13 protein-coding genes are annotated in these 15,259 nt (G+C 67.0%); all 13 read right to left on the bottom strand.

The window, feature by feature from the left end; genetic code table 11:
• Nucleotides 1–6: 6 nt before the first annotated feature.
• The 13 genes from OEX18_03880 to OEX18_03820 all read right to left on the bottom strand — a co-directional run bounded on the left by OEX18_03880 (nt 7) and on the right by OEX18_03820 (nt 15,179).
• Nucleotides 7–753: a sugar transferase gene (locus tag OEX18_03880; GenBank protein ID MDH4336401.1), complete on the bottom strand. Its 747-nt coding sequence runs from the start codon at nt 751–753 to the stop codon at nt 7–9.
• A 32-nt stretch (nt 754–785) separates the two neighbouring features.
• Nucleotides 786–1,904, bottom strand: a complete 1,119-nt coding sequence (locus OEX18_03875; protein ID MDH4336400.1) for a DegT/DnrJ/EryC1/StrS family aminotransferase — start codon at nt 1,902–1,904, stop codon at nt 786–788.
• A 105-nt stretch (nt 1,905–2,009) separates the two neighbouring features.
• A complete protein-coding gene (locus OEX18_03870) occupies nt 2,010–3,233 on the bottom strand; it encodes a glycosyltransferase family 4 protein (protein ID MDH4336399.1) in 1,224 nt (407 codons plus the stop codon).
• Nucleotides 3,230–4,366: a glycosyltransferase family 4 protein gene (locus OEX18_03865; protein MDH4336398.1), complete on the bottom strand. Its 1,137-nt coding sequence runs from the start codon at nt 4,364–4,366 to the stop codon at nt 3,230–3,232. The genes OEX18_03870 and OEX18_03865 overlap by 4 nt, the downstream gene beginning before the upstream one ends.
• Complete coding sequence (locus tag OEX18_03860; GenBank protein MDH4336397.1) at nt 4,363–6,897, bottom strand: hypothetical protein; 2,535 nt, start codon at nt 6,895–6,897, stop codon at nt 4,363–4,365. The genes OEX18_03865 and OEX18_03860 overlap by 4 nt, the downstream gene beginning before the upstream one ends.
• Nucleotides 6,894–7,565 (bottom strand): glycosyltransferase family 2 protein, encoded by a 672-nt coding sequence (locus OEX18_03855; protein ID MDH4336396.1) that lies wholly within the window; start codon nt 7,563–7,565, stop codon nt 6,894–6,896. Before OEX18_03855 ends, OEX18_03860 begins: the two co-directional genes overlap by 4 nt.
• A gap of 10 nt (nt 7,566–7,575) precedes the next feature.
• Nucleotides 7,576–9,081 carry an oligosaccharide flippase family protein gene (locus OEX18_03850; protein MDH4336395.1) on the bottom strand — a complete coding sequence of 502 codons (1,506 nt, stop codon included), beginning with the start codon at nt 9,079–9,081 and terminating at the stop codon, nt 7,576–7,578.
• On the bottom strand, nt 9,081–10,205 hold the full coding sequence (locus OEX18_03845) for an alkaline phosphatase family protein (protein ID MDH4336394.1): 1,125 nt from the start codon (nt 10,203–10,205) through the stop codon (nt 9,081–9,083). The genes OEX18_03850 and OEX18_03845 overlap by 1 nt, the downstream gene beginning before the upstream one ends.
• Before the next feature lie 9 nt (nt 10,206–10,214).
• Nucleotides 10,215–11,297 carry a nucleotidyltransferase domain-containing protein gene (locus OEX18_03840; protein MDH4336393.1) on the bottom strand — a complete coding sequence of 361 codons (1,083 nt, stop codon included), beginning with the start codon at nt 11,295–11,297 and terminating at the stop codon, nt 10,215–10,217.
• 36 nt (nt 11,298–11,333) lie between these two features.
• Complete coding sequence (locus tag OEX18_03835) at nt 11,334–12,161, bottom strand: CpsD/CapB family tyrosine-protein kinase (protein ID MDH4336392.1); 828 nt, start codon at nt 12,159–12,161, stop codon at nt 11,334–11,336.
• On the bottom strand, nt 12,158–13,018 hold the full coding sequence (locus OEX18_03830) for an AAA family ATPase (protein ID MDH4336391.1): 861 nt from the start codon (nt 13,016–13,018) through the stop codon (nt 12,158–12,160). Before OEX18_03830 ends, OEX18_03835 begins: the two co-directional genes overlap by 4 nt.
• Entirely contained in the window at nt 13,018–14,418 is a 1,401-nt protein-coding gene (locus OEX18_03825; protein ID MDH4336390.1) for a Wzz/FepE/Etk N-terminal domain-containing protein, read from the bottom strand. Before OEX18_03825 ends, OEX18_03830 begins: the two co-directional genes overlap by 1 nt.
• On the bottom strand, nt 14,418–15,179 hold the full coding sequence (locus tag OEX18_03820) for a polysaccharide export protein (GenBank protein ID MDH4336389.1): 762 nt from the start codon (nt 15,177–15,179) through the stop codon (nt 14,418–14,420). Before OEX18_03820 ends, OEX18_03825 begins: the two co-directional genes overlap by 1 nt.
• Nucleotides 15,180–15,259 lie beyond the last annotated feature (80 nt).

The following is a 15,259-nucleotide window of genomic DNA, read 5'->3' as shown; positions in this document are numbered from 1 at the left end:
GCTGAGCTAGTAGCCACCGAACCCGAATACCATGACGGGCACGGTGCGCAGGATGATCTTGAGATCGAGCGCAAGAGACCAGTTCTCTATGTAATACAGGTCGAGCATGACCATTTCATCGAACGGCACCGTACTGCGGCCGCTTACCTGCCACAGCCCGGTGAGACCCGGTTTCACGGCGAGGCGGCCGCGGTGCCACTCCTTGTAGTGCGCCAGTTCGTAGGCAAGCGGAGGGCGGGGGCCCACCAGCGTCATGTCGCCCTTGAACACGTTGATGAACTGGGGAAGTTCGTCGAGGCTCGACTTGCGCAAAAAACGGCCGATCGGCGTCACGCGGGGATCGTTCTGAAGCTTGAACACCGGCTTGCGGGCCTCATCCTCGTGCATGAGGCGCCCCTTGATGAATTCGGCCGCGAAGCTGCGATGCGCAGCGTCGCTGTTGTCAACCAGCATGGTTCGGAACTTGTAGAACTTGAACGGGCGGCCGTCCTTTCCCACACGGTCCTGTACGAAGAGCACGGGACCTTCCGAGGTGGCCTTGATGAGGAGCGCAATGAGGCCATAAAAAGGCAGGCCCAGGATCATGACCCCCAGAGCAAACACCACGTCGATGGCACGTTTGCATGCCATCTCGAAGGGGCGGGCAAGGGCGGGGGTCGCCGCGTCGACATACGAACCACGGACGGCTTCCGAGGCGTACAGCGGCACGACTTTCTGATCGGAGTACCGAAACGCTGCAAGGTTCTTCTTCACGGCTGCTGACCTTCCGGATCTGGTGGTGCAAATCAAACGGATACTTCGACCCTGCTGAGTACTTCGATGACGCGATCGACCTGCTCATCGGTCAGTTCCGGAAAGACCGGAAGCGAGATGAGCTCGGCTGCCAGTGTATCGGCCACCTGTAACGAGTCTCCCGAGCGAACGAGGTGCTGGTAACCCGGCTGCCGGTGCGCGGGGGCGACGATGTGCCTTCCCCATCCGATGCCCGCGTTCGACAGCGCCTCCTGCACCGCGCGCTGACGCGGGTGCCTTGCGGCGAGAATGTGGAACACCGGCTCGGAACCCGGCAGGCGGCGCTGGAACACAAACTCCGTCCCGCGCAACCGCTCCTGATAACGCCCCGCGATCTCCCGGCGGCGCTGATTCCAGCCGTCGAGATGCGGGAGCTTCACGCCCAGTACCGCGGCCTTCATCGTGTCGAGCCGGTAGTTGAACCCGGTGCATGGGAATACATTGGGTTCGAACTGCCCGTGGTGCCGGAGGGCCCGCACCTTCTGCGCGATGTCGGCATCGTTCGTCGTCAACGCTCCTCCGTCGCCGATCGTCCCCAGGTTCTTCGTCGGGTAGAACGAGAACGCGGCCGCGTGGCCGAACGAACCCATCTTGCGCCCTTCGAGAGTCGCCCCGTGCGCCTGGCATGCATCCTCAACGACCGCGATACCGTGGCGGGATGCGACCGACATGATCGATTCCATGTCGCACGGCTGGCCGTAGAGGTGAACCGGGATGATCGCCTTCGTGCGCGGGCCGATGGCCCGCTCGAGTGCCCTGGGATCCAGACAGAAGCTATCGGGGTCGACATCCGCCAGCACGGCCGTCGCGCCGGTGTAGAGAATGGACTCCACCGTCGCAATGAACGAGTTGGGAACGGTGACGACCTCGTCACCCGGCCCGACACCCAGCGCAACCAGTGCGAGATGCAGCGCCGCCGTACCCGAGCTCACGCCGATGGCGTGCTCGCAATCACAGTAGCGCGCGAACTCCCGCTCGAAGTCGCCGAGCGCAGATCCCAGAATGAAATCGCCACGGTCGAGCGTGCGTTGCACGACCGCTTCGATTTCAGCCCGGAGCGCCCGGTGCTGAAGCGACAGGTCCAGAAAAGGAACCGCTGGCTTAATCCCCATTTAGGACACCCGGAAACGTTGACCCTTGCCCCTGACGCGAGTCGATTGATTTTAGCACACTTACAGGGCCCGCTACCAGCCTCTTTTCCGCGCCGGTACGGGCTGTCAGGCGTGTCCCCGCCGCACCGCAGCACCCACCAGGGCGCGGATGCCCTCGCTACGGGCCCGGGGCCCGTAGCGCGTCCGGACGGCCTCCCGGGCCCTCCCGGACAGGGACGCGGCAAAGGCGGGGTCCCCCAGCAGCCGTTCGACGTGGTCGCGGTACTCCTGCGGGGTCCGGGCCACCAGAACCTCGCTCCCCGCCACCAGGTCCATGCCCGCCACCGCGGCCGGCGAGGCCACCACCGGGAGCCCGGCCGCCATGGCCTCGATGATGCGGATTCGAAGGCCCCCGGCGTAGCGCAGGGGCACGATCATGCAGGTGGCCCGGCGCAGGTAGACGCGGGGGTCCGGCGCGTGTCCGGTGACGGTGACGCCGGGGGCGTTCCCCAGTGCGGACGCCTCCGGGGGCAGCGCTCCCCCGACGATGGTAAAGCGGATGCCGGGCAGCCCGGCGAGGAGCGGATGGATGTCGCGCTCGAAATGGACGATGGCGTCGCGGTTGAAGACCGCCCCCATCGCCCCCATGAAGAGGATCTCACCCGGCTCGCGCGGCGTTGCGGATTCGGTGAATGCGTCATTCGGAAGTCCGAACGGCAGCACGTCGACCGGTGTGCCGCCGGAAAGTGCCCGCACCGAATCCGCATCGCGCGCGGTCAGGGCCCACACGCGCCCGGCACGCCGGTAGGCGCGTACCTCCTCGCGCCCCTCGGCCCGGTTCCGCCACGCGGCCAGGGCACGTCGCAGCGCGCCGCGCTCCAGGGTGGCGCGGTCGCGGCTGACCTGGAGATCGATGTCGTGGGTGAGCAGAACGGTGCGCGCCGCCGGAAACACATCCAGCAACGGATACAGCTGCCAGTACTCCACGATCACAAGGTCGAACGACTCGCGGGCCAGTTCGCGCGCGCGGCGCAAGAAGGCGCCGGGGCAGTCGTAGAGACTTTTCAGGGAACGCCCTGTCACCAGTGCGCGGGTGCCGTAGACAAGCTTGTAGGCGATGCGCGCGCCCATGCTGCGGCGGTTGTCGGGAAGCACCGTCACCACCCGCGAACACCAGCGTTCCAGCGCACGCGCCTGCGCTTCTTCACCGGCATCCAGGATGCGGGCGAGCACGGTGACGTCGAACGCCTCCGAAAGCGCTTCCACGATGGCAAACGAGAGCACGCGGGTTCCCTGCTCGGGCGGGAACGGCAGCACGGGTTTCACCAGGAGTACGCGGGGACGCTTCACCGTGCGCGCGCCCCGGTCGCCAGTTCGCGGTAGATGGCACTCGTGTCATTCACCTGGCGTTCGAGTGTGAACATCTCCTGGTAACGCGCGCGCGCGGACTCCCCCATGCGCCGGCGCAGCGCCCCGTCTCCCAGCAGTGTTGCCATCGCGCGCGCGAGCGCGGCCACGTCGCCCGGCGGGGTAAGCAACCCGGTTTCCCCGTCGCACACCGCCTCGGGAATACCGAACACCGCGCACGAAACCACGGGCAGACCCGCAGCCATCGCCTCGAGGATGGTGTAGGGCAGTCCCTCCATGTGTGACGGCAGGGCGAGCAGGTCTCCGGAGGGCAAAGCGGCACGCACCGCTTCCGGCGGCCTGCGCCCCAGAAAGACCACCCGATCCGAGATCCCCGCCGCGGCGGCCAGGTGCTCGGCGCCATCGCGCTCGGGTCCGGCGCCCAGCACAGCGAGACGCCAGTCGCGCCGGCCACAGATCGAAAGCGCCTCAACCAGTTCCCGCAATCCCTTGTGAGGAAGAAGATTGCCCACGAACCAGATGAGGCTTTCCCCCTCCCTCGCACCCACCTCCCGGCGGATTGCGGCGCCCGCAGCGCTTGGGGCGGGCGCGTCCGCGATGCCGTTGTGAACCACGCGAATACGCGACGCAGCCACCCCCTGGCGTTCGTGCAGGTAGGCCACGTTGGCGTGCGACACGGTGATTGCCAGATCCAGCGAGCGGTACGCGAGCGCCTTGAGTGCAACCCGTTTGCGGCTTCCCTCCACCATGGGCAGGTGCTCGGTGACGACGGTCCTCGCGCCGAACAACCGGCCCAGCGGCACCAGCAGTGCGTTCTGTCCGCTGTGGGGTCCCGGCATGTTTACATGAACCACCTGTGGCGCCAGTATGTCGAGCCCGCGCAGGATGGCGAGTGCGTCCGCGGGCCGGTAGGGGAGGTTCATCGGCGCCGACAGCACGCGCACGTGCGTCTTCTGCAGATCGGCCACCCACCCGTCGAGATCGGGATGGCGGGGCGTGCGCACGATCACCGACGCCTCGAAGGCGCCGCGGTCGAGTGCGGTGGCAAGCTGGGAGATGTACAACTCCGCGCCGCCCAGAAAGCCCGCGTCCACCATGTAGCACACGCGGATCATCGCGCCACTCCCGGACGCACCTCGATGGTGGCGCACGCCACCCCGGAGTAGTGGTCACGGTTGAAGAGCAGGTCGGTCACGTCGAAGTTGGGCAGGAGGGTCGTCTCCACCGCCGTCACCTCGACGCGGTACCTGCCTGGCGCCGCTCCGGAAGGTACCGCGATACGGAATTCCTCTGTCAGCGGGGTTCCCACCGGCCAGAGGTCGGGCTCGTAGATCCCGTGCCCCGCCACCAGATCCGAACGAAAACGGTAGCGAACGTGAAGCCATCGCTCGCGCATGCGGCGCACGTACTTGTCGCCGGGTACGCGCGCCGCCCCGGCCAGGCTCTCGTGGTCGAAGCGGACGTGAAAGATCACGTCGGGCCGCAACGCCGACACCCGGTCGCGCCGGTATCCAAAGGTGACCATAAGTGAATCCCCCGCGGACACGACCGCCGGCGCCACGCCAAAGCCGGTAACCTCAAAGCGGTCGTTTGGAACCGCGATGCGGCATGTGGCCGGCGGCCCGCCACCCGTCTCGACCGGCGCGCGCACGCCGTCGAAATCGTTCGACTCGCGGGCATCCGGGTCGAAGCGCAAGACGACAAAGTCGTCTCCCCGGGCGAATTCTCGAAACGAGTCAGGCATCGACGCCAGGCGCAGCCAGGCGGCGTCGAACGTGTCGGGACGTCCCGGCGTGAGATATCCGGGGCCAATCCCCCACGCGCGGCCCGACAGCACGACGAAATCCACGCGGTAACGCCTGCACGCCTCGACCGCCGACTGGGGCAGTGCGAACGGGGAGATCACGTCGCGAACCGCGGCGAGGCGGTCGAGCGCCCACGGATCGCGCGGGTTGGCATGCTGGTGCAGCACGGCGACGAAGCGGTGGCTGGTGAACGCGCTCAGCCGGTACGACGTCACCGGGTCGGAAAGCACGGTTGCCCCGACCGGGAGTCCCGCAACCAGCGTGTCGAGGTCAAGCGGGCGGGGCGCGGCCGTGCCCGCCGCGCTGCGCCGGCCCAGTTCACCGGCACCTGCGCGCAACGACGGACCCATGAAGACGATACCCCACAGCACCAGCACGATTGCACTGGCCACGCGCAATGCCGGACCCCGCCGTCGCGCGCCGCGAATCATCCACGCCACCGTCACCACGATGGCCGGAAGGAGCGGTGCGTTGAGAAGCACGCGAAAGGCCATGTAGCCCGCGTACTGGTACGACAACGTCGCCAGCGGCGGCACGAAGGCGATGCACACCGGAATGAGCGAGAGTGCCACCACCGCGCGCGCACGCGCGTCGGTGCGTGCGGCCACGGCGGTGAACGGCAGGAGGGTGATGCCGCCCAGGAACAGCAGCCCGTGCTGGCGCAGTATCTCCATGGGACTCATCACGAACCACCGCCCCGTCACCGTCATGATTCCATGCACGTGCGTGTGGATCTCGTTACCCGCACCGGCGCCCCACGCGCCCGCGGTGCGCAGCGCAAACGCGGCCGCCACACCGGCCAGCATCCACAGTGCGTCGCGCCGGGCGTTTGCGCGCGCGATACCCAGCATGCCGCCGAACACCAGCAGCGTCAACGCGAGCACCGTTGCGTGCATGGCAACCCCCAGGTGCGCCAGAACACCCCCGCCCGCCAGAAGGAGGACCATTGCCTTGCGCGCGCGGCCCGCCCCGCCACCGCCCAGCACCAGCACGGCCAGGGTCCAGTACCACGTCGCGGCCAGACCCTGCCCGTAGGCGGCGGCATCGGCAAAGCGAACGGCGTTGCCCGCATACGAGAGCAGGAAGAGGCCCATGCACAACGCAAGCGCCACGCCGCGCGTAAACAGCGAGGCAAACCCCGCGAATGCCAGAACGCCCAGCGGGTACATCAGCAACCGCAGCATCCACCAGACCGGCACCGCATCGGCACCGGCGAGGTCCGCAACCAGCGCCACCAGATCATGAAACCCGCCCTTGCGGGGATCGGGCGGCAACGCGTCCACCGCCTCCACCGGAAGCGACAGCACCCCGTCCGGCCGCATCGTGTCGAGGGTGATGACGCGGCGTACGTAGCCCATGTGATCGAAAGCGTCCTCGGCGCCGGTGTAGCGCGGCGCCAGAACAGCGGCGAGGCCGACCAGCAACAGCAGCGGCGGGATCATGCGGTGCAGGCGCAACCCGCTCACTCCGGGGAGCGGCCGCTCCGGCCGGCGTAGCCGCGCCGCCAGCACGCCGGCGAAACCGGCGAGCGTTCCCCATATGACGGTGGTTGCGTAGGCGGAGAAGGGGACGCCGGACAGCGCGAAGATCGTTGCCACGCACGCGTGCAGGGACAAAACGCCGACGAGCGAAACCGGCAGCACGCCGCCCAGCAATCCCCCGGCGGTGACGACGCCCCGCAGGCGCGGGGCAAACACCAGCGCCGGCGCGACGATCAACCCGGCCAGTGACAGCACGATGCGCACCCAGGCCGGCGTCGCGTCCAGAAACCCCGCGGCGAGCGCCCCCACGAAGACGAATCCGGCCGCCGCGGCGCCGGCGCCGCGTGGCAGCGGGGTCAACTGAAGCGCTTGGTCACGAGGAACATCAAGTTGCGGAACCCGTCCCGCCACTTCTCCAGCTTCACCTCGCCAACCCGAGGGTGGTAGTTGATCGGATACTCCCCGAATTTCACATCGCGGTGCCGGATGGCCTGGATCTTGATCTCTTCCGAGAACGCCATCCCGTCGCTGGTGACATTGAGTCCCGGATAGACCGCCGAGCGGTACACCCACATCCCCGACTGCGAGTCGCGCACCACGCGCGCATACAGGACCGCCATCGCAACCGTGAGCACCATATTGCCCACCTTGTTGGAGAAGTTCATCGCCTCCGGGTTCTGCAACGGAAAGCGCGATGCACTCACGAAGTCGAGCTTCTCGTCCACCAGGTGATCCACCAGTTCGGCGATCTGTTCCGATGGATACGTTCCATCCCCGTCCAGCGTGACCGTCACGTCGCCCGTCACCGCGGGCAGCCCGGCCTTGTAGGCGGCACCGTATCCTTTGCGTTTCTCGTGGACCACGCGCGCCCCCAGCGACGCGGCCACTTCCGCGGTGCGATCGGTGCTGTTGTTGTCCACCACGACGACTTCGTCGACATACGCCGGTAGGCGCTCGATGACGTGGCGAACGCCCTCTTCCTCGTTATAACAGGGGATGACGACGCTGATCTTCAGGTCACGATGCATGGTTCTCCGATCACTTTCTGAAGAAAGCCGCGAGTCTCGCGGAGCCCGGCAGCGGGATGGCACCCACCGCGTCGATTTCATCCCCACCCAGCACACCCGCCTCGCGGTATGCGAACACCACCGCCACGCCCGCCACCACACCCGCGGCGGCCAGCCCCGGCACGCCCGGAAACAGGTGCAGCACCGGCAGGGCCACCACAACCGCGGCGGAGGCAAGGAAACACCGTCCGATGAACGCGAACGGAATGCCGATACCCGCGATCTCGCGCCGCGCGGCGAGGTAGTAGGCCAGCGGCTGCAGGGCGATGGCGATCGCCACCGGCACCACTGCCCCAAAAACGCCGTACTTGGGTATCAATAGAAGGTCCAGACCCAGGTTGATGACGGTGAGAGCACCGTAGATTACCAGATTGATGTGTGTCTTTTCCAGAACGTACAGCGACATCGACAGCGGGGTCGATAGGAACGACACCGTCAGGATAAGAAAGAACAGTTGCATCGGCACGGCGGCCGGCATCATGTCCTCGCCGAACATCACCGCGACCGCGCGAGGGGCGAGCACGGCACCCATCGCGCAAATGGGAGCGCACAGCACGAAGAGCATGCGGTAGTAACGATCCACCGCGCGCCGGATGCTGGTGCGGTCGCGCGCGAATGCCTCCGACATCCCCGCCATCACCAGCGGCCAGACCGTCCCGGGCACGAACTCCAGAATGGTCTGCGGCAGACGGTACGCGAGGTCGAAGTATCCGGTTTCCTCGGGCGAGCGGAAATGCCCCAGCAGCAGGACTTCGGACTGTCGCCACACCACCAGGTTGAGGATTCCGATGGCCGCGAAGGGCGCCGAGTAGCGCAATATGCGCCCCGGGCCGAACTCGCCGCCCGCCGCGTTGCCGTAGTCGACGGACGGCCGCAGCCGTCCCGCCACAATCGCGCACGCCACGGCACTTCCCGCGGCGGCGGCCACCAGCACATCGATCACTCCCAGCCCGCCGCGCAGCGAGACCAGCAGTACGCCCAGATACACGGTGTGACTCGCGGTGGATGCAAACGCCAGTCTGCGCGCCTCGAAGCTGGCGTTGAGCACCTGTCCGGCCAGCGTGAACAGGATCTCAAAGAGCGCCAGCGCCACCGCCGCCACAACCACCACCCCGATGCCATCCACGTGGAACAGCCGCTCGGTCCCGTGGCGCGCGGCCAACGCCACCACCACCAGCACGCACCAGCCCGTGAGGTGGACGAGAACGACGCGCCGCAGCAGCCGCCGGGCCGCCACGCCCGACCCGACCACGCGCATGGCCGGGAGGAACTTGAGCAACGCCTGGCCGGTGCCGGCACCCGCCAGCATGATCACGAACATGAGCACCGAGCGCACGACGCTGAGCACGCCGTAGTCGTGCTGCCCGAGGCCGCGCACCACGACGACACTTGACACCAGCCCCAGCAGAAAGCGGATGCCGCGAGCGGCCACGCTCCACGCCATGGCGTTTCCGATGCGCCGCGCGGTGCCCTCCACTACACGCTCCCCCGCAGCAGGCTCTGCAGGAACGTCTTGAACCCGAGGACCGATTCAGGAGCGGTCGCGCCCGCGTCGGTGAGGAAGCAGCCGCGCGAGAACGCGTCGTCGGGATGGTAGCCATGCATGGCAGCGATGGCGCGCGAACCCATGAAGCTCGGGACGATCAGTACGCCGGGGTCGGCGAGGAAGACGCTTTCGCCGTACTCACGTCGTGGAAACAGGCACCCGAGGGCATCGAGTTCCCCGTCGCCGAGGCGCCGGCCGCACCCCTGCAGGGCCCGGGTCGCAATCTCCAGTGCGCCGCCGTCGCCCCAGAAGCGCGCCATGGTGGAATCGAAGAAGGCCAGGTAGTCCTTCCCGGCGCGCAATCCCGCGGCATCCAGCGCGCCCCACACGTCCACCGTGGCGGTCACGTCGGTCATGCCGTGGTCGCTGAGCACGACAGTGGTCATCCGACGTCCCGCGCGCGACGCCGCCTCCTGCATGTCGCTCATGAAGGTTGCGTACGCCTGCAGGCGCGCGCCGACCGAATCGTGAAAGATACCGACCCGGTGCATGAGCGCGTCCAGCTCCGCCGTGTACACGAACACCACATCCAGACCATCGGCCACCGCCGCAACCGCCTCCGCGAAGTTCTGTTTCTCATCGCCGCGGTAGTCCCACAAACGGTAGCGCACGCCGCGCGCGGCCATCCAGTCGAAGACCGTCTCCGCGTCCAGACCTCCGAGATCGAACGGATTGCCCTTCTGTCCCACGTCGAAGGCGTGCAGCAGATGCAGGGGTATTTCGTAGAGATCGTAGTAGGCGCGCACCGCGGCGCGGCGGTCGACCAGGCGGCGCACGTAGCGGCGGGCGCGCCACTCCAGTGCGTTGGGAAGCCGCGGGACCCCGCGCATGAAGGAGAAGGACCCCTTACGTTCCGCGCGACGGAACATGGACCACGACCCGTGCTCCACCGGCCGCGCGCCCGAGAGCAGGCTGGGGATCGCCGCCGAACTGTAGCCCAGGACCGTTCCCAGCGCCCCGCGCGAAGGCAGTGTGCCCCGGCCGAAGCCGAAGTGTTCGGCAATGGGCCAGCCGAGCGCATCGATGAGAAAGACGAATACAAGGGGGCGCTGCAACACAGACTCCTAGGAAATGGCAGCGTGCGCGGCGCGCACGCGCTCATCCAGCGTTCCCAAACCGAAACCGAGCGCGGCGGTCACCCGGCGGGCATTGGCCGCGTGGACTTCAAGCGCGTCCCCGCGCAGGAGTACCTGCGCCAGCGGGTGCAACCGGAGCACCGAACGGGGTGAACGTGCGCTGCAACGCCACACGGCCAGCAGCGCCCGCGGCTTCGCCACCCCCGCGCATCCCGCGGTGCGCACCCATTGGCGCGCGTTGGCTAGGCGCCGCCCCTGTGCGCAGCGGGCCGCAAACAGCGCGGCGGCATCCGCACCGGGAGCGTCCAGCGGCCACGGCGCCAGGGCCAGCCACGCCCGGCCCACCCGCTGCAGCGGCGACTCGCCGTTCTCCTCCAAGTCCGCGAGCGCCCCCGGATCACACCGCGCGTCGATCGCACGGACCCCGGCCGCGCGCACGTCCTCATCGATCGCAAACGTGGCCGGCGCACGCAACGCCGGCGCCGGATTGGTGATCGATGCCACCCCCGCGCCGGCCACGATCATGTGCGCGACGGCGATGTCCAGGTCGAGCTTGAGCGACAGCACCCGCCGGAGGCGCTCGCGGGACGCGTCGCCGCGTGGCGGGCGCCACGCGTCCCACGCACGGTTCTCCAGCAGATAGAGCGCCTCCACCCCGTCCATCTCTTCCGGCGCGGGAAGCATCCCCGGCAGCCGTCCCGGGTCTCCGTACAGCACCAGGTGGTTCGTGCCCAAATCGGCGGTCCCGGGACGCACGGGCTGCGCGCGCAGGTCTTCGCGCGTATACACACCCACATCGACGCCCCGCAGGAAGAGGACACCCGGTTCCCTGCCCGCCTCCACTTCCGCGATCGCGCGTCGCGCCGCCGCCTGCACCGCGGCCACAAACGACGGGTCTTCCACCACCACGTAGAGATCGATATCCGAGTAGACCTCCAGCGTCCCCGCGACATCGCACGCCCACACCGCACCGCGCGCAAGACTGCCCCCGGCAAAGATCAGCGCGACCGACCCGGCCGGGGCGCGGCGCACAATCGACTCCGCAATCGTCCCGGCACGGCGGCGGAGCACTGCGAGGGCGGATTCCACGAAGGGTGGCGACGGTGGCTAGAGCCGGCGGTAGATGAACTCGGGGATGAAGTAGCGCTTGCGGTTGAGCGCCACACCGAGCACGCGGCCATCGAACTGCCGCACGAGGTTGATGGAACGCTGCACGACTTCGCGCTTGGTGCGTCCGGACAGCACCACCATCACCACACCGTCGGCCTGGCGCGCAATGGGCGGCGTCTCGGGATACAGGACGATGGGCGGCGCGTCGACGATGACCGTGTCGTGGGTCTTGAGCGCCTCCGCGAAGATCCTGGGCAGCGCGCGCTCCAGGTTCACCTGGATCTTGGTGGGGCTGGCCTCTCCGACGTGGATCGCGTCGAAACCAGACTGAGGCGCGGCCTGCGTCAGCGCAGTCAGCGGGGCCTGCCGGGTGAAGTAGTCCGTGACGCCTTCGCGTGCGGCGAGTCCCAACCGCGACGCGAGCGAGGGTGTGCGAGCGTTGAGCTCGATCAGCAGGACGCGCTCTCCCCCGTGCAGCGCCAGCAGGCGCGCGTAGCTCGTGGCCAGGGTGGTAACGCCCTCCTCAGGCAACGCGGATGTGAACACGATCACCCGCTTGCGCTTCTCGCCCAGCTGGGATTCGATTGCGTTGCGCAGAATCCCCAGTTCGCGCAGCAGGTCCCCGGGGAACGGATCCGCCCCGTTGACGTGCGGCGCCGGATGCAGCGGCGCGTCCGGGTCCACGGGCTCCAGACGGTGGGCCGGAATTTCCACCCGCGGCTGCTCCTGCGCGGCGCCGGCGCCGGCACGCCCCGCCTGTTCGTTGTCGGACTTGCGGCGACGTTCCGCCTCCGCGCGGCGCAGCGCGTCGAACATCTTGCTCATGCCGCACCACCCCCGCCCATCGCCCGGCGCGGCGTCGCCGCGCCCGATTCGAGGATGCCGAGCTCGCGCGCCGCTTCGATGACGATCTCCGGTTCAATGGCGCGCGCACGCTGCAGGTACCCGCGCAGGAGCACGCGATCACACAGCATGTTGATCAGGCGGGGAATGCCGCTTGAAAGGTCGTAAACCCCGTCAATGGCGGACTCCGCAAAGATCAGCTGTCCGTTGCCCAGCCCCGCGGTCGTCAGCCGGTAGCGGATATAGCGATAGACCTCTTCGCGTGACAGCAGCTTCATCTGGCACACCCCGGGGATGCGCTGGCGCAGCTGGCGCAGGTCCTCGCGCTCCAGGAGGTCCCACAACTCCGGTTGTCCCACCAGCACAATCTGGATCAGCTTCTGCTGGTTGGTCTCCAGATTGGAGAGCATGCGCAGTTCCTCCAGTACCTCGGGCGACAGGTTCTGCGCCTCGTCTATCACGATTACCGGGTTCCGGTTCTCCGCGAAACGGCCGATGAGATACTCGTTGAGCTGGGTGAGCATCGCAACCTTGGACTCGCTCTTTATGTCGATGCCGAAATCCGACAGGAGCATGTACATCATCTCGCGGAAGTCGACCTTGGTGTTCAGAACGAACGACACATCGAGACACGGATGGAAGGTCTGCACGAACGCCCGCACCACGGTGGTCTTCCCCACCCCCACCTCGCCGGTGAGCGCGAGGAAGCCCTTCTTCAGGAACACGCCCTGGGCCAGGTACGCCAGCGCCTCCCGGTGTGCCTTGCTCTTGTAGAGGTAGCGCGGGTCCGGTGTGGTCCCGAACGGGTTCTCGTTCAATCCATAAAAGGCTTCGTACATCAGCCGTCGTGCCCCACGGTCTTGCGCGGCCGCACCGACAGGTCGGCGATGGTCACCAGCACGGGCGTATCCAGGTACTCCTCGGCCTCCGCCGCGTTCTTGATGGAGTGATCCATGCTCTCCATGAAGAAGGCAATGCCAAGGCCCACGATGAGGCTGAGCAGCGGACCGATGGCGAGCCTCACGTAGTCCCGCGTCTTCTTGGTGTAGGGAGCACTGGCCGCCGCGAGGATGACCACGTCCCAGTCGGTGTGCCCGGCCTGTGCAATCTGCGTCTCGCTCTGCCGCTCGAGCATCAGCGCGTGCCTCTCTTCGAGCTTCTTGATCATCGCGTCGATCTCGGCCAGCCGACGTTCCTTGTCGGGGACGGTCTCCAGTTCCGCACGCACGCCGTTGAGTTCTTCGAGGAGCTGGGACCGACGGGCCTTGAGCTCGTTCAACCCCGCCACTTCGATGGTATAGGCATTCAGCACCTGCTGCTTGAGGTCGGCGTGCAGGCGCGCAATCTGCTCGTCGACCGCGATCACTTCTGGATGCCGATCGGTATACATCTGAATGAGCTCGTCGCGCTTCAGGTTCAGGTTCTGCAAGGCAAACTTGATGTTCTGCAGAATGCCGCCCTGCAGCACGTACTGCGACAGCGAGAAGGCGAGCTCCGTCTCCAGTTCCACACCCGACTTCTCTACCAGCTTCGCAAAGGTCTCCGTGCGCATCGCCTGCGAGGAAACATCCCCGTTGAGGTCGGAAAGACGCTGTTCCAGCGCGGTGATGCGATTGAGCAGGAAACGGCTGGTCTCGGTGGACCCATAGTAGCGCTCTTCGTCCATGAAATGCTGCCGCCGCACCCGCCAATTGTCGAGCTCGTCGCGCACGTCCACGATTTCAGCAACGAAGAAATCGGACAGCTCCGGAGGATTCTTGCGCTTGCGGTAGAAATCGTGGTAGCCGATGGTCACCGCCTGGCAGCCGAGTTGTACGACGGCGGGGTCCACGTCCGTATAGCGGATAACAAACGCGTTGGACTCTCCAATGACTTCCGCGCGCACCGCGCCGGCGTTGAAGGTCCAGCCCGCGGGATATCCGTTCATGCGCACCGAGTCCGCGAACACATCACGCGCCCGCGAAAACACGTCCTCGGAGAGGATCACCTGGATCTCCGACGCCACTTCCTCTTCCCAACCGACGTAACGCACGTTGGTGTTCAGGACACTGGGTTGCTCGCCGCGGCGTACCAGAACGCGCGAACTCGACTCCCACGCTTGGGGTTGACGCGCGTTCAGGACGGCGACCAGTCCCGAGGCCAGCACCACGATGGAAATGATGATCCACTTGCGCCGGAACAGGACGTCCAGGAAGTCGCGCAGGCTGGTTTCCTGGCGGGTGGCGTTTTGCGAGTCCATCAGCGTTGCCCCGCGTTGTTCTGGAAGAACTCGTAGCTGGCCGACAGGTTGGCGATCTGCCAGCCCTTGAAAACGATGTCCAACGGCGCGCCGATGATGGACGTGGCAGCCTTGATGAAGTCGGACGCCGAATAGATGGGATGTCTGGGCATCAGAACCACGTCGTAGTTGCGCAGCAGGATGTCATTGGACATTCCCGAACCATCCATCACCGACTGCAGGTCGATCTCGATGCCAACGATCCTTGACAGTCCTTCGCGGCGAATCAGAACGGCGTGGCGCGGCAACGCCTCGTTGGTAAAGCCTCCCGCCAGCGCAACGGACTGCAGCACGCTCACGTCGTCCGTCACCTCGTACGCGCCCGGCAAGCGCACCTCGCCGAGAACGAAGATCTTCTGCGGCGCGGCCTGCGTCACGATCACGGAGATGTTCGGATCGCGCAGGATCTCCGCGAAGCGCACGGTAAGAACCGAATCCAGGGTCATGGGGGTGATGCCCGCCGCCATCTGATCGCCGACATAAGGCAGCGAGATACGGCCGTCCCGCCGCACCAGCAACCCGCGCGTGGTCAGGTTGCTGTGGAACAGGAACACCACGTCCATCTTGTCGCCCACGCCGATCACGTACTCGGAGCGGGGGGTGATGCGGAACGGCGTCTGCGTCTCGCTGGCGAAGGTCGCGACCGAGTCGGCGTGGTACCAGCCCGCGGAACGATCCGCCCCGCGCGGGCCGGACGCGCAACCCAGGGCCGCGGCGAGCAACCCGCAGGCACCCCATACGGTCGCCCGCCGAAGCGGCTGGGCGCTTGGGCCGAAGCGGCGGGAGCGGGTGCGCCGAAACG

Source organism: Candidatus Krumholzibacteriia bacterium, from assembly GCA_029865265.1.
Classification (GTDB): Bacteria; Krumholzibacteriota; Krumholzibacteriia; order WVZY01; family JAKEHA01; genus JAKEHA01.
The sequence above is the reverse complement of the archived record's forward strand: the minus strand, read 5'-3'. Positions and strand labels throughout refer to the sequence as shown.